The sequence below is a fragment of the Hymenobacter jeollabukensis genome (assembly GCF_005771675.1).
Lineage (GTDB): Bacteria > Bacteroidota > Bacteroidia > Cytophagales > Hymenobacteraceae > Solirubrum > Solirubrum jeollabukense.
In genome coordinates this window covers 1-14,714 of record NZ_VAJM01000021.1, presented here as the reverse complement: position 1 = coordinate 14,714, position 14,714 = coordinate 1, and the positions used below count along the sequence as shown (strand labels likewise).

Annotated in this window: 17 protein-coding genes; 4 read left to right on the top strand and 13 right to left on the bottom strand. The window is 63.9% G+C overall.

All coding sequences use genetic code 11. From position 1 onward, the window contains the following. Positions 1-84: 84 nt before the first annotated feature. The 13 genes from FDY95_RS25340 to FDY95_RS25280 form a co-directional block, all read right to left on the bottom strand. Positions 85-531, bottom strand: coding sequence for a DUF983 domain-containing protein (locus FDY95_RS25340; RefSeq protein WP_246074123.1), 447 nt, complete (start codon positions 529-531; stop codon positions 85-87). Between the two features lie 154 nt (positions 532-685). Then, positions 686-1,546 carry a helix-turn-helix domain-containing protein gene (locus tag FDY95_RS25335; RefSeq protein ID WP_138082439.1) on the bottom strand — a complete coding sequence of 287 codons (861 nt, stop codon included), beginning with the start codon at positions 1,544-1,546 and terminating at the stop codon, positions 686-688. After that, complete coding sequence (locus FDY95_RS25330; RefSeq protein ID WP_138082437.1) at positions 1,543-2,877, bottom strand: MFS transporter; 1,335 nt, start codon at positions 2,875-2,877, stop codon at positions 1,543-1,545. Before FDY95_RS25330 ends, FDY95_RS25335 begins: the two co-directional genes overlap by 4 nt. Before the next feature lie 43 nt (positions 2,878-2,920). Then, positions 2,921-3,394: a DsrE family protein gene (locus FDY95_RS25325; protein WP_138082435.1), complete on the bottom strand. Its 474-nt coding sequence runs from the start codon at positions 3,392-3,394 to the stop codon at positions 2,921-2,923. Positions 3,395-3,410: 16 nt separating this feature from the next. After that, positions 3,411-4,904 (bottom strand): OprD family outer membrane porin, encoded by a 1,494-nt coding sequence (locus tag FDY95_RS25320; RefSeq protein ID WP_138082433.1) that lies wholly within the window; start codon positions 4,902-4,904, stop codon positions 3,411-3,413. After that, on the bottom strand, positions 4,873-5,928 hold the full coding sequence (locus FDY95_RS25315; protein ID WP_138082431.1) for a c-type cytochrome: 1,056 nt from the start codon (positions 5,926-5,928) through the stop codon (positions 4,873-4,875). The genes FDY95_RS25320 and FDY95_RS25315 overlap by 32 nt, the downstream gene beginning before the upstream one ends. 50 nt (positions 5,929-5,978) lie before the next feature. Next, entirely contained in the window at positions 5,979-6,389 is a 411-nt protein-coding gene (locus FDY95_RS25310; RefSeq protein ID WP_138082429.1) for a DUF6691 family protein, read from the bottom strand. A gap of 21 nt (positions 6,390-6,410) precedes the next feature. After that, positions 6,411-7,034 (bottom strand): class I SAM-dependent methyltransferase, encoded by a 624-nt coding sequence (locus FDY95_RS25305; RefSeq protein WP_138082427.1) that lies wholly within the window; start codon positions 7,032-7,034, stop codon positions 6,411-6,413. Positions 7,035-7,059: 25 nt separating this feature from the next. Beyond that, positions 7,060-7,620 (bottom strand): YeeE/YedE family protein, encoded by a 561-nt coding sequence (locus tag FDY95_RS25300; protein ID WP_138082425.1) that lies wholly within the window; start codon positions 7,618-7,620, stop codon positions 7,060-7,062. Positions 7,621-7,713: 93 nt separating this feature from the next. Then, positions 7,714-8,052, bottom strand: a complete 339-nt coding sequence (locus FDY95_RS25295; protein ID WP_212744959.1) for a rhodanese-like domain-containing protein — start codon at positions 8,050-8,052, stop codon at positions 7,714-7,716. Positions 8,053-8,152: 100 nt separating this feature from the next. Then, positions 8,153-9,508, bottom strand: coding sequence for an MBL fold metallo-hydrolase (locus FDY95_RS25290; protein ID WP_138082421.1), 1,356 nt, complete (start codon positions 9,506-9,508; stop codon positions 8,153-8,155). A 92-nt stretch (positions 9,509-9,600) separates the two neighbouring features. After that, positions 9,601-10,416, bottom strand: coding sequence for a sulfite exporter TauE/SafE family protein (locus tag FDY95_RS25285; protein ID WP_138082419.1), 816 nt, complete (start codon positions 10,414-10,416; stop codon positions 9,601-9,603). A gap of 70 nt (positions 10,417-10,486) precedes the next feature. Further along, on the bottom strand, positions 10,487-10,804 hold the full coding sequence (locus tag FDY95_RS25280; protein ID WP_246074122.1) for an ArsR/SmtB family transcription factor: 318 nt from the start codon (positions 10,802-10,804) through the stop codon (positions 10,487-10,489). A gap of 255 nt (positions 10,805-11,059) precedes the next feature. Between FDY95_RS25280 and FDY95_RS25275 the strand changes: the two genes are divergently transcribed. From FDY95_RS25275 to FDY95_RS25260, 4 genes are all read left to right on the top strand, one after another. Then, entirely contained in the window at positions 11,060-11,728 is a 669-nt protein-coding gene (locus tag FDY95_RS25275) for a hypothetical protein (RefSeq protein ID WP_138082417.1), read from the top strand. Between the two features lie 142 nt (positions 11,729-11,870). Further along, positions 11,871-12,242 carry a hypothetical protein gene (locus FDY95_RS25270; RefSeq protein WP_138082415.1) on the top strand — a complete coding sequence of 124 codons (372 nt, stop codon included), beginning with the start codon at positions 11,871-11,873 and terminating at the stop codon, positions 12,240-12,242. A 365-nt stretch (positions 12,243-12,607) separates the two neighbouring features. Further along, entirely contained in the window at positions 12,608-13,894 is a 1,287-nt protein-coding gene (locus tag FDY95_RS25265; RefSeq protein ID WP_171025852.1) for a TolC family protein, read from the top strand. Positions 13,895-13,898: 4 nt separating this feature from the next. Beyond that, on the top strand, positions 13,899-14,714 hold an 816-nt coding region (locus FDY95_RS25260; RefSeq protein ID WP_138082411.1), incomplete at its 3' end, for an efflux RND transporter permease subunit.

Sequence of the window (14,714 nt, the reverse complement as noted above, 5' to 3'; positions counted from 1 at the left end):
GCAGCTGACAAAGCGGATAGACCCTGGATTAGGCGCCGCTAAGCGCCTGATAGCATGAAAGCTACCCGGCAGCGGGATAAAAACCTACTGCTCGGCGGTCATCGGGCGGGCCGCCGCCCGCGGCCGCCACTGGTGGCCCGTCACGCGCGCCTCCACAGCGGGGTCGTAGTCGATGCCGGCGAACAGGTGCAGCATGACCAGGCGGGAGAAGCGGAAGGAAAGCGGCACCATGAGCAGGGTCGTGACGGCCACGGCCGTGATGTACACCCAGGCGTCGGGGTCGTGGCCCAGCACGTAGGTGGCAATGCCCACGGCTACCACGATGGCGACCGAAAAGGCGTAGCTGATGTACATGGCGCCCCAGTAAAAGCCGGGTTCCGGCTCGTAGTGCTGGTGGCAGACCGGGCACGCCTGGTGCATATCCTGAAAATGGGCCAGGTTCAGGGCCGAGGTTTTGAACACGCGGCCCTGGTGGCAGCGGGGGCAGCGCTGGTTTGCAAAGGCCAGCAGCGACGAAGAGGAAGTTGCCATAACCAATAGGAGCGAAAGGAGTGGCCCCCGTCCGGACGGGTGGGGCAGTACCCAAGCGGATGGAACCGGCGGCGCCGGTGCTCTGGTACATTTACAAATTTACCCTTTCTCTAAAAGCGGGTAAAGGCACAAAACAGGGTGTTTTGCGTACAGATCAACGATTTTCCCGGAATTGGTCGGGCGTCAGGCCGGTGCGCTTGCGGAAGAAGCGCCCGAAGTAGGACGCATCCTGAAAGCCCAGCTCGGCAGCAATCTGTTTAACGGGCTGCCGGGAGTGCACCAGCAGGCGCTGGGCTTCCACCACCACCCGCTGCTGAATCAGGTCGCTGGCCGTGTGGCCCCGGTGCCGGCGGCACAGGGCGTTGAGGTGATTCGGCGTCAGGTTGAGCCACTGGGCGTAGGTCTGCACGGTTTTCTTGGTGCGAAAGTGCTGTTCCAGCAGCTCCTCGAATTGGTGGAGCTGCTGCACCTGGCGCGGGCTGCTGCCGGCGGGCTCCGCGCGGGCGTAGCGGGCGGCCATTTCCAGCAGCACGTAGAGGCAGGCGCGTAGTACTTCCAGCCGGTTGTCGAAAGGGCTTTCCGCTTCCTGCAGCACGTGTTCCAGCAGCACGGGAAAGGTGCCCGCGCCGGCGGGCAGCTCCACCACGGGCGAGTGCAGGGGCTTGAAGAACGGGTACTCGTGCAGGCGGCTGCTGGGGTAGCGCTGCAGGTAAAAGCCGGCCTCAAAAAACAGCAAATACCCCTGGCAGTCAGCACTCAGGTTCCAACTGTGCATCTGGCCGGGGGCCAGCAGAAACAGGCTGCCGGGGTGCACCGCATAGGTAATAAAATCAACCGTGTGGGTGCCCGTGCCAGCCGTGACGTACAGCAGCAGGTAAAAGTCGTGGGTGTGGGCCTTGTCGATGCCCGAAAACCCGGCAATCACCGTCTCCAGCCGCTGGGCGTGAAACGCATCGTGCCCGTGGCCTTCCGGGTAGGAATCGATGCAGTAGACAGGAACCGGAGCCGTTTTCACGCGCAGTGTAGAGTAGGCTGGAATCGGTAGGAGCTTAGCGGGCGGGCCAGCAGCTGACTGCTCAGGCGGAATGCTGGGGTCGGCCGGCTGCAGCTGCCAGCCGGCAACTCAACGCTGCTCGAAACGGGCAGGCAGTACATGCGGCGGCGAATCACGAGGGAGGAAAGCACCGTCAGGCCCCCGATGGCCGCCAGCGCTGCCGGAAGCCCCAGCGTATCGGCCAGCACGCCGGTGAGCAACGCCCCGATGGCGTACCCCGCGTCGCGCCAGAGGCGGAAGATACCCACGCTGCGGGTCCGCTGAGTCAGGGGGGAATACTCGGCAATGGCCGCCAGGAACGTGGGATACACCAGGGCCGTGCCTGCCCCAAGCAGGGCGGCCAGCAGGAGAAACACCGGGTAGGACGAGGTGAAGAGCATGGCCAGCAGCACCGCCCCCTGCAGCAGCATGCCCCAGAAGAGCAGGTCTTTCTTGCAGAGGCGGTCGGATAACGGGCCGGTCACCAGCTGGCCCAGGCCCCACACGGCCGGGTACACCGCCGCCACGGTCCCGATCTGGGTGAGGGTAAAGCCCTTGCCGGCCAGCAGCAGCGGTAGCAGCCCCCAGACCATGCCGTCGTTGAGGTTGTTCACGAGCCCGGCCTGCGTCACGGACCCCAGGTTGGCGTGGCGCCAGGTTACGTCCCAGAATGAGAGGGGAGCACCCACCGGCCCGGCCGGGGCCTGGGCCGCTTCCAGCGCCACGTGGTGACGCGTATCGCGCACCAGCAGGGAGCCGAGTAGGCCCAGCACCGCCAGGGCGATGCCCAGGTAGAACGGGTAGGGCCGCAAGCCGTACTCGGTAGCCAGCCAGCCCGAGGCAAAGGCCGTGGCGGCCACGGCCAGGTAGCCGGCCGACTCGTTCAGGCCCATGGCCAGCCCGCGCTGCTTGGGGCCGACCAGGTCAATCTTCATCACCACCGTGCTCGACCAGGCCAGGCCCTGGTTGAAGCCCAGCAGCACGTTGGCCACAATCACCCAGCCCCAAGAGGGCGCCCACAGCAGCAGCAGCGGCACTGGCAGGCCAAACAGCCAGCCGAGTACCAGCAGGTTTTTACGGCCCACTGTATTGGCCCAGGCCCCCGCGTAGTAGTTGGCCGCGGCTTTGGTGAGCCCAAACACCACGATAAAGGACAGGATGGCCGAGCGGGCCACCAGGTGAAATTCCTGCTCCGCGAGTTGGGGCAGGATGGTGCGCTCCAACCCCACCATGCCACCCACGAAGGCATTGACCAAAACCAGCAGGCTGAACTGGTGCCAGTTTTCACGCAGACCCAGACGCGGAGTAGTCATGGCTAGTGGCTTTAGGGGACGGAAGTATAGGAGACTCCGTTACTTAGGGGTGTACGATGGCCCAGCCCTGGGCCTGGCGGATAATCAGCTCCCCGTTGCCGGTGGGCACGTAGCTAACGAAGGGAAACAGCTCGTCCTTGCTGATCTTGCGCTCTTTCATCGTGTTCAGGCACTGGGCCAGCAGCACGCCCTGCTGCTGGAGGGCTTTCAGCTCGGCCTCGTAGGGCTGGGCTTTGCGGTACACATCCGTGCCGCCCCCGTAGGCTACTAGCTCCATCTGCAGCTTGCCCTTGAGGCGCGGGTCCTCCAGCGCGTTTTTCATATTGCGCAGGGTCTGCTTGATGAGCTTGGGGTCGTCGCTGTCGAGCTGGTATACCACTTTATATTCTGCCTTATCCGCCACGGCGCCCGTGAATTCGGCGGCGGGTTTCCCGGCGGCCGGGGTCTGGGCCAGCGCGGTGGTGAGGCTGGCCAGGAGCAGGGCCAGGGCCGCAAGTAAACGGAGCGGAGCATTCATAGCGCAGGGGAAAGGGTTAAAAATCGTAGTTGAGAATTAGATTCAGCAAGTGCAGGTCTACTTTGTTGACTTCGTAGCGGTCCTCGCCGTAGGTGTTGCCCAGTCGGCCTTTGTACACGTAGAGCAGCTGTCCGCGCAGTCCCTTGGCCCAGCCCGGGAAAGCATAGGTCAGGGAAGCGTTCAGCTGGCGATACGAGGGCATCCCGTACTTGTTGAGGCGGGTGTTCTTTACGTCCGGCAGGTAGTAGTGGCCGTAGCCGGCTTCCGCTTTCAGACCCGGCACCCGGGCGAAGGTATAGCTCCCGAGCAGGGCGGCGGCATCTACGCCCCCAAAGCCCTCCTCCCGCTCGCGGGGCAGAAAGGTGTAGAACGGCTCCCGGCCCCACTCCCGCGGAAACAGGAAGCGCCCGCGGCGGGTGATACGGGTGTAGTTGCCGCTCACGCTCCAGGCCCCGCGCTGGTAGCCCAGGCGCGTGCTCAGGGCGTGGGCCTGGCGTCCCGGGGCGCTGTAAGCCAGTTGCGGATTCGCGTTGCCGCCGGTACCCACCGTGCGCTGGTAATGGTACTGGGCGCCCAGCGTGAGCAGGCCCGCGCCCAGGACCCGGCCGGTGGTCAGCTCCGCGAAGCTGGCGTTGAACAGGTTATCGGCGTAGTAGTTCCAGACCTGCGCGGTAGTGCGCGGGCTAATCTGCCGGCTCACGCCCGCAATGCCCAGCCCCCGGCTGCGCAGGCTGCCCGCATAGAGGGCCCGCTGGCCCGCCTCCGTTACGCCCGCCGGGTACAGGCCCACGGAGCCACCCACCGAAGTCCAGTCAGTGGTGGAGCGCACGGCCAGCCCGGTCAGCCAGCCCACGGAGAACATGGTACGGGGTAGCTCTTTCACTTCCAGCCACAGCCCTTCGGCGTAGTTCGGGCTCAGGCGGCCGTCCTGGGGGTTGAGCAGCGGGGTAGTGAGCAACTGCCGGCCCAGCGTAAGGGTGGACTGCCGCCAGCGGTAGCGCAGAAACAGCTCCTCGGCCCGCCCGGTGAGCCGGCGCCGTCCGGGGTTCGTCACGTCGAATAGCCCTACCTCGTAGCGGCTCACGGCGCCGGTCAGCGAATCCGGCGTGGCTAGGTCATTGGAGGCCAGATTGGCCCAGAAAAAGCCGCCCACGCCCACCTGTAGCCCGTGGAAAGAGGCCGTTTCAAAGTGGGCCCCAGCACCCAGACCCTGGGCGTAGTAGTCGGGGTAGCGACCCTGGTTCAGGGTGGCCATCGAGTAACTCCGCACCCGTCCGTGCCAGTGCCCCCGGCCGAAGGCCTCCGGCAGGGAGCGGGCCCGCACTGTATCCGGCGCCGCCGGGGCGGGGTAGGGCGGCAGTTGCGTGCGCCCCGTCACCGGCCGGGTCAGGGCCGGCTCGGCGTGCTGCGCCCAGGCCGCCGCCGGCAGCAGCAGGCTGGCCAGCAGCAGGAGCAGGGTGCGCGGCAGCGCGAACGACTTATTTGGCCTTGGCCAGTTGCGGGTGGGCATCTTCGATGGGCTGGTAGGGCCCGTATTTGTGCTGGCGCTCCGAGAAGGAGTCGGTATAAGGCCCGAAGGGATGATCCACGGGCTTTTTGCTGATGTCGGGCCAGTCCCGGGGCGTGTTCAGGTGCGGCCGGGGCTGGGAGTTGACAAAGGCGGCTACGTCCCAGGCCTGGGCATCGGTGAGTTGGGGGTGGTCGAACGCTGCCCCGAAGGGCATGGCGGCCTTCACGTACTTGGCCAGATTACTGATGCGGTACAGGCCCGCGCCGTCGTTGTAGCTGTGCTTTCCCCAGAGCGGCGGGTACTGGTACTCGCGCCCGTCGGCTAGTTGCTTGCCTTCCCCGTTGGGGCCGTGGCAGCTCTGGCACTTGGTGGCAAACACCGCCTTGCCCACGACCGGGTCGGCGGCGCGCGGTAAGTAGGCCAGCTTCGTGAACCCGGTGCCGTACACCTTTTTCCCCTTGGGAATGTCGTGGCCCAGCCAGTTGATGTAGGCCACGATGGCGCGCATCTCCCGGCTGCTGTCAGCCAGCGCCCGGCCGTTGAGGCTGCGCTCCACACAGTCGTTCACCCGCATTTGCGTCGTGACCATCGTGCCCGAGCGGGCCCGCAGTTTGGGGTAGGTAGCGGCTACGGCCAGGTAGTTGTTGGCGAAGCCCTTGGTGCCGGCGTCGAGGTGGCAGTTCTGGCAGTTCATGCCGTTGGTCAGGTGCGCGACGGAACCCTGCGGCCCCAGATAGCGGGCGGTGTGGGCAATCAGGTCGCGGCCGTAGCGGATCTGGCGGCCAGCGGCGGTGCGGGGAATGGTCGCCGTGTCCGGGGCCGGGGTGGCCGGCCGGTGGTAGCTACCGGAAGGGGGCGGCCCCTCGTCGGCTTCGGCTACCGGGGGCGGCGGCGGTGGGCTGGCTGGGCCATAGAACTGGGTTAGCACCACCACGACCACCAAGACCAGCGCGGCCGTCAGCAGCAGCAGCACCCGCACCAGCCCCGAGAGGCGCGCGACAATGGGTTCCTCAGCAGGTTCCATGACAGGCGTAGGCTAGAAGATAGGGGAGAAAAATAGTTGGTTGCTCAACCTTACATGGGCAGCTTTTCGCGCAGGGCGCTGTAGGTCCAGGTACCGGCCAGGGCGGCCAGAATCAGGACGGCCGCGCCGGCCACGCCGCTGCCCAGCTGCGCGAACATCGGGCCAGGGCAGGCCCCGGTCAGGGCCCAGCCCAGCCCGAAGATGGTGCCCCCGATCCAAGTGCCGTGGTTGTACTTCTTGTCGGCAATGCTGATTTCCTCGCCGTTGATGGTCTTCAGGCGGTTGCGCTTGATGAGCTGGATGGAAATCAGGCCGACCACAATGGCGGAGCCGATGATGCCGTACATGTGGAACGACTGGAAGCGGAACATCTCTTGGATGCGCCACCAGCTTACCACTTCGCTTTTAGTCAGGACAATGCCAAACAACACGCCCAGCACCAGGTATTTTAGATTTTTCATGTCAGGTAAGAGAAGGAGAGGTTAGGCGCGCGTGGCCAGCAGGCGCACGATATTAGCCGGGCCGGAGTGGAAGCTGCCCTCGTGCAGGACGACGCCCAACTCGTGGTTTTCCCGCACCGTGAGCCCGGCGAAATCGGCGGCCAGGGTGTCAGGGTCGTAAAGCAGTTCAGCCGATTGGGGGCCGCCGGAGGGCAAGCCCAGCTGGCGGGAACTGAAGGCTTCGAGAATCAGGTGTCCCCCGGGGGCCAGGCTGCGGGCGGCGGCGGCGTGCACGGCCCAGCGGGCTACGGACGGCAGGTGGGCGTAAATCAGGCCGATGGCGTCATAGTGCCCGGGCTGCAGCCAGCGCAGGCTGGTCACATCGTCCACTTGGTAGTCCACGTGTACGCCCTGGGCCACGGCCAGGCGCTGGGCCTTGGCGCGGGCCTCGTCGCTGAAGTCCACCGCCGTCACCTGCCAGCCGCGCCGGGCGGCGTACACCGCGTTGCGGCCCTCGCCCTCGGCCAGCAGCAGCAGGCGGCCCGGTGGCAACTGATCCAGCTGCTGGCGGAAGTAGGTGTTGGGCTCGGTGCCGTAGGCGTACGCCTCGCTTTCGTAGCGGGCATCCCAGAAGTCGGCGGCCGCGGGGTGAGGAGCAGCTTGCATGGCAGGGTAGGGGAGAACAGGCCGGTTAAAACAGCATCGGATAGAATACCCAAGTCATTAGCAGCCCACCCACGAAGAAGGCAATGACGGCCACCAGCGACACCCACTGCAGATTGGACAGGCCCGAAATGGCGTGGCCCGAGGTGCAGCCCCCGGCGTAGCGCGTGCCGAAGCCGACGAGGAAGCCGCCCAGTACCAAAAACACCCAGCCTTTCCAGTTCGAGAGGTTTTCGAGGGCAAACAACTCCTTGGGCAGCAGGCCCGAGAAGTCGGTCAGGTGCATCTGCGCTTTCAGGTCGCGCACCGTCTCGGCCGATATGGCAATGGTATCGGGATGGCCCAGCAGCTGGTAGCCGATGAAGCCGCCCAGGCCGATGCCGAGCACGAAAAACAGGTTCCAGATTTCCGCGCGCCAGTTGTAAGTAAGAAACGGAATGCCGGCGGGCACGCAGGCCGCGCACACGTGGCGCAGCGAGGAGCTGATGCCCAGGGCTTTGTTGCCGATGAGCAGCAGGGCCGGCACGGTTAGCCCGATGAGCGGGCCGGCCACGTACCAGGGCCAGGGCTGGCGAAGGAAGTCAAGCATACGATTAGAAAGTCAGGGGAATAGAACTCCGGCCCGCCCGCCGCAGCTGCCGGCCGGAGTCCTTGCTAAACAGGAAGTGGAAATGGAAGAAGGCTAGCGGACCAGCTTTTCGGGCCAGTCCAGCACCCCACCCAGCAGGTTGGACACGTGCGCAAAGCCGCTCTTGGTGAGCTGGCCGGCTGCGGTAGCCGAGCGGGCGCCGCTGCGGCAGTACACGTAGGTGGGCTTGGTTTTGTCCAGGGCCGCCACGCGCTGGGCGAAGTCAGGGGCGGTCACGTCGATGTTCACCGCCCCGGGCAGGTGGCCGCCGGCAAACTCGTCAGGGCGGCGCACGTCCAGTAGCACCGCGCCGGGCTCGCGCAAGGCCTGCGAAAACTGGGCGGGGGTAAGGTTTTTATACGCGGGCGAACCGCCTTGAAACAGACCAAACATAGCGAAGAGAGAAAGCAACAGGGTGAGAGAAGACATGGAAGAGTTGGCAAGGCAACCGGAGAGCCATCGTGGCGGCAGCTCTCCGGTCGGCCGTTGGGGGTTAGTGCTGCGCGGCTGCGGACTGGAAGGACTTCACGGCCTCGCTTAAGTCGAGCACCTCGGTACCAGGCAGGGCCGGAGCCACGATGCTGCTGCCCGCGGCCGAGCGGTAGCCGCCGGCACAGTGTACTACCACGGGCTTATCCGTGGGAATCTCCTGGGTCCGCTCGCGCAGCTCGGGCAGGGGAATGTTCAGCGAACCGGCAAACAACGGCTCGTCGCGGTGCTCCGTGGCGTTGCGGATGTCCACGATGGTGTACTGCTCAGGGTGCTGGCGGAACTGCTCCACATCGAGCTTCGGCAGCGTGGCCTTCGTCGAAGGCGAGCCAACCAGAGCGCCCTTGATCAGGGCTTCGTAGCCGATTTTGGCCGTTTTCTGAATCAGGTTTTCAAGCGTGGCCTCATCCGCGGCTACTAGGTAGAACGGCTCCTCAGGACCCACGATGGAGCCCAGCCAGGTTTCAAACTTGCCCCCCTGCTGAATGTTGAGGGCCCCTTCCACGTGGCCCTGCTTGAACTCGGCTTCGGGGCGGGTGTCCACTACGGGTATACCGGCTTCCAGCTGGGTGCCGGCGGCCAGGCGCGGCACCTGCTGCAAGCTGGGGGCGTAAGCCGGGGCACCGGCTTTGTTCAGGGCCACGTCGTAGCCGAAATATTTGGGAATGAAGGGTTGGTCTCGGAGCAGCTCCTTCACGAACTCTTCCTCGCTCATCTCCCGCAGCATGGGGTTGCCGAATTTCTCGTCGGCAATGGTGCTGCTGTTGGCGCCGCTTAAGGCCTTGCCGCAGAGGCTGCCCGCGCCGTGGGCGGGGTATACGACCACCGTCCCGGCCAGGGGCATGAGCTTGTCGCGCAGCGAGTGGTACATCTGTTTGGCCAGCTCCTCGCGCTTAGCGGTCATGTTGCCGGCTTTCTCGCGCAGGTCAGGGCGGCCTACGTCCCCAATGAAGAGTGTATCACCGGTAAACACGGCTTCGTCTTTGCCTTCGCGGCTTACCACGATGCTGATGGAATCGGGCGAGTGGCCCGGCGTATTCAGGGCGCGGAAGGTGAGCTTGCCTACGGTAAAGGAGTCACCTTCGTCGAAGGCCTCAAAGGCATAGTCGGCGCCCAGCAGCTTACTCACCCGGATGGTGGCGCCGGTCTGCTGCGCAATTTCCAGGTGGCTGCTCACAAAGTCCGCGTGGGGGTGGGTCTCGATGACGCTGACGATAGTAGCCTCGTGGGCCTTGGCGTAATCGTAATACGGCTGCGGGTCGCGGGCCGGGTCAATCAGCACAATTTCGCGGGCGCACTCGCTGAGAATAGCGTAGGAAAAGTGGGCCAGGCCCTTGTCTTCAAACTGTTCGATTTTCATGATCAAAAGCGGTTGTGAGGCGAGTGGAAGCAGGTAAATGAGTAGGAGGAGAGAGGAAAAAAGCGGGAATTACTGGGGCAAGGAGCAGCGGCTTAATGCGTAAAGACCAGCTCGCGCAGTAGAATGAAGGTGCCCATGGCCAGGGTAAACCAGCCGAAGGCCGGCTTGAGCTTAGCCCCCGGGATAAAGCGGGCCAGGTAGGTGCCCAGCACGATGCCCGCTAAGGCAAAGGCCAGGAAGCCGAACAGGAACGTCCAGGCAATGGGAGTGCCGGCGCTCAAATCCCCCGTAAAGCCGATGAGCGAGTTCAGGGCAATGATGGCCAGCGAGGTGCCCACGGCCAGCTTCATCGGTAGGCGGGCGCCCAGCACCAGGGCCGGAATGATGAGGAAACCGCCGCCCGCACCCACGAAGCCCGTGAGCGTGCCCACGATTAGGCCAATGCCCAGAATCAGCGGGTAGTTAAAGGAATGCTGGTGGTGCAGCTCCTCGTCGAGCACTTCTTCCGCCTGCTTGCTGCGGATCATGGAGGTGGCCGCTACCACCATCAGCACGGCGAAGGCCACCAGCACCAGCAGATCCTTGGTAAAGACAATGCTGCCCACCGTGAACAGCTCGTGCGGAATGGCGGGCATCAGCAGCTTGCGCACCGCAAACACGGCTAGTAGGGAGGGAATCAGGAAGACGACGGCCGTCTTCAGCGACACCAGCCCCTTGCGGAAGTAGCCGGAGGCGCCCACCACGGAGGTAGAGCCCACCACAAACAGCGAGTAGGCCGTGCTCAGCACCGGGCTCACGCCCATCAGGTACACCAGCACCGGGACGGTGAGGATAGAGCCGCCCCCGCCCATGATGCCGAGGGAAAGGCCGATGAAGATAGCCGCGAAATAGCCGAGAGCGTGAGACATGCCTGAATGAGTGAACGTATGTATTTATGAAAGGTTGTTCATGTATTTTGACAAAAAAAGGCCGGTTCCCTTACAGGAATGTACAGCCGGCCAGGCACTGAATCACGTCGACCACTTCGCGCATTTTCAGAGAGTAGAAGATGTTCTTGCCGTCGCGCGAGGAGTTCAGGATGCCCTTCAGCTTCATGCCCGTCAGGTGATGGGAAAGCAGGCTCTGCTCTACCCCCAGCTTCTCGCTGATGTCCGTCACCGACAGGCTTTCCTGATTAGCCAGCAGCTGCACGATGGCAATGCGGGTGGGGTGGGCAGTGGTCTTGAGGATAAAGGCCACCTTCTCCATCTTCTCAGTGGTCAGGTTCAGATCGGCGGAGGTGGTAGTCGGTGTCATAAGGTGCTGCAAATGTATGATCATTTGTTCATGTATACAACGTTGCTCTCCCCTTTGGTTCCAAAATATTTCAAATACTCCTGCAAACTATTCAGGACGATGATCTTAAGGCCTTACCATGATTTGAGAATCTCTGGTGCTGGGCGGCAGGGGAGAAGAAAAATAGTTGGGTTTGCGAGCAAACTAATGGGCTTTCCAATCCTATAAACTATGTCTACCTGCTGTGGGTGGATGTAAAAAATAACACATAAGTACATGATTAACAAGAAATTAAACCCTCTAGACCTGTTGCCAAAAGGTCGTCGTTTCAACGCGAATCAAGCATTGAAACGGAAAATAGCGTCGTCGTTTGCCGCGGATGCCAATGATTTTCTCTGGCGCGTCGGTCTCCTAAAGGACAATCGCCCGCACGATACCACGTCGTTCTTTGCCAAGCTGTACGTGGACCTGCTCATGAGTGCGGAGTGCGCACTCAAGTCGTTAGTGGTGAGTTTGTCGCCAGCCAGCGAAACGCCCGAGGACGCCTACCTGAAAATCCGGAGCCTCGGCCACAAGCTGGATAAGCTCTACGAAGAAGTGGAGCACCGCGCGACCCGTCGCCTTAAGCTGCTGACGCCGAAGCAGCGCGCATTGCTCATGCAAGCAAACAACATCGTCGTCGGCTACCGGTATGATATCACCACCTTCTTCTTTTTAAGCCGAGAGTCCCGACTGGACCGTGCCTTTCAGCGGGGACCGGTGAGCAGCATCCTCAACTACGAGTTTATCACGGCCTTCTATACCATGTTACACGATTTGCGGGACTTGGCCGATGCGGCAGAGCGAAAGCGCTTTGGACAGCTTGCGCCACTTACTATGAGCCAGTTAGGCAAGGTCAACAAGCGAGAAGACGACTTCTTTGCCGCAGTCGGTAGACGCCTGTAATCCGGCTGTGCTCAAGGGCAATCCACCGGCTAGCGGCATGGTTTGTGCAGCCCCGTCTGCAACCATGCCGCTAGCCGGTGTGACTTTTGACCCGGTTACGTTCCGGCAAAAGTGTGCACCTTTGCACCTGCTACCGTTGTCTATGTCTCGTTTGCTGGCCCATTTGCTGTTGCTACTCTATGCAGGTATTACCCTGCATTGCCAGCCGCTGCCTGCCCGGACCACGACAGCGGTGTCTGATTTGGGTAGTCAGCAGGAATCGTCCCGAACCGGCCTCTGCAAAAAGAAGCTGCAGACCGTGCAGGCCGATCCGCAGGCCAAGCACGCACTGGAGATCAAAGCCAAGCTGCTGCCCCTGGATGTGGTGTTGGGAAATGATTTCCCGGCGTTGTATTTCGGCCTGCTGTTTCCGGTCGATGCGCCCACGCTCAACCCCGCCCGCGGCCCGAATGCCGGCCCCGAGCAGTCATTTGCCAACCACCCCAACAAGGCTCCGCCCGTCCGCTTTTCTTAGGAAAACGCGCAGTGGAGCCGGGTGCGTACCCGGTTAATTGCCTCCTGCTATGGGGGCGATAACCGGTTTTTTTATGCCCGGTCCGGCCCGCCGCCATGCGCGGCACCCTTCCGTTGCCCCGGCTCCGGCCCCCGGGCAACCCCGCCTTTTCCTGAGAGTCCCAGCACCTCTGCCTGTCAACTGGCCGACTGCGCCCCTGCGCGCCCGGCCCGGATTTCTATCCTGACTTCTCTCAGCCCATGTTTTCTTGTTTTTACCCGACCCGGGGGGCATTGCCACCGGGCCGCTGGCTCCTGACTGCCACCCTACTGCTGGCGACAACGGCCAGCCATGCCCAAGGTACGGCCACTGGCCGGCCATTATCCTTGAACGAAGCCCTGGAGCTGGCCCGCACCCAGGCCCCGCACCTGCAGGCCAAAGCCTACCAGGTGCAGGCCGCCGAGGCCGATATTGCCCTGACTAAAACCCAGCGCCTGCCCTCCGTGCGGCTCAGCGGGCAGGTGAGCTACGGCTCCAACAACGCCGTGGCCGGCACCATGCTGCCCATCGGCACCATCATCCCCAGCAGCGGCTCGCTGAGCGGGGTCAACTCCTACAACGCCGTGTTCGGCAGTATGGGCACGGCCCTGGCCGAGTGGAGCCCGGTCACCTTCGGCCAGTACCCGGCCCAGCAGGCCCGCGCCGAAGCGGCCCGTAGCTACGCCCAGGCCGACGCCGACAACGAGCTGTTTACCCAGCAGCTGCGGGTGGCCCAGACCTACCTTGATTTGCTGGCCACCCAGAGCCTGCGCCAGGTGCGCGAGCAGGATGTGCGCCGGGTAGCCGTACTCAAAAAAACCATCACCCGGCTGGCCCTGAACGGCCTGCGCCCCGGCGTGGACAGCACTTTGGCCCGCGCGGCCGAGGCGCAGTCCCGGCTGGCGCTGGTGAGTGCCCAGGAACAGGAAGCCGACCGCCAGGCCCGCCTTTCCACGCTGCTGGGCCAGCCCGGTGCTACCTGGCAGCCGGATACCCTCTACAACCGTACCCTGCCGCCCGCGCTGGTGCCGCCCACGGCCACGCACCCCACGCTAGGCCTGCAACAAAGAGCGGTGGACCTGGGCCAAGCCCGCGAGACGGTTATTCGTCGTCAGTACCGGCCCCGGATTTCGTTGCTGGGCGCTACATGGGGCCGGGGATCCGGTCTGGGCTACAACGGCCAGACCGACTACGGGCTGGCCGGGGCGGCACCCACCCGCTTCAATTACGCCGTGGGGGTAGGGGTGGTGTTCGACCTGCTCGACTGGCCCCGCGTGCAGGCTCAGGCCAAAGCCGAAAACCTGCGCACCCAGGGGCTGCAGGCCGAATACCGCCAACAGCAGCTGGAGCTCAGCAACCAGGCCACCCTGGCTGAGCAGCGCCTGACGCTGGCCGCCGAGCGCGCCCGCCAGGGCCCGCTGCAGCTCGCGGCGGCCCGCCAGGCCTTCCGCCAGAAGCTGGCCCTCTACAACGCCGGCCTGGCTACCGTGGTCGACGTGACCCAGGCCCTCTACGGGCTGCAGCAGGCCGAACAGGACCAGGTGCTTACCGCCAACGCTGCCTGGCAGGCCGTGCTGCTGCAAACCGCCGCCGCCGGCGACTTCTCCTTCTTTTTCACCCACGTAACGCCCTAGCCGCATGTACGAACTCATCCGGTCGGCCCTGCAGCGGCCCCTCACCGTGGTGGTGGCCATGCTGGCCATCCTCTTTTTCGCCTTCGCCGCTGTGCGCGACATTGCCGTGGACATCTTCCCCAGCATGGATGTGCCGGCCATCTATGTAGCCGAGCCCTACGGTGGTCTCTCCCCTGAGCAGCTGGACGGCTTCATGGCCAACCAGTTCCAGAACAACTTCCTGTTTGTGTCCGGGGTCAAGAAGATCGAAACCAAGAGCATCCAGGGACTGACCCTGATCAAGCTCTCCTTTTACCCCGGCACCGACATGGCCCAGGCCGCGGCCGAGGTGGCCACCCAGGTCTCGCGGGCCACGGCCTTTATGCCCACGGGTACCCTGCCCCCGCAGGTGGTGCGCTTCGATGCCAGCTCCCTGCCCGTGGGCCAATTGGTGCTGGAAAGTGACAAAAGCTCCCTGACCCAGCTGCAGGACTTGGCCGCCAGCCGCATCCGGCCCATGTTTACCACCATCCCGGGCGTCACGTCCACGGCCCCGTTCGGCGGCAATATCCGCACCATCGTGGTGAAGGCCGACCCGGCCAAATTGCGCGGCTACCAGCTCACGCCCGACGACGTGGTCAAGGCCATCGTCAGCAGCAACCAGCCCTCGGCGGCCGGCAACGTGAAGATGGGGGACGTGGCCTACATGGCCCCGGTGAACTCGCTGATTGAACACCCGGCCGACTTTCTGGACGTGCCCCTGCGCACCGGCGCCGGCCCGGGCGTGTACCTGCGCGACGTGGCCACGGTGGAAGACGCTGCCGACGTAACGACGGGCTAC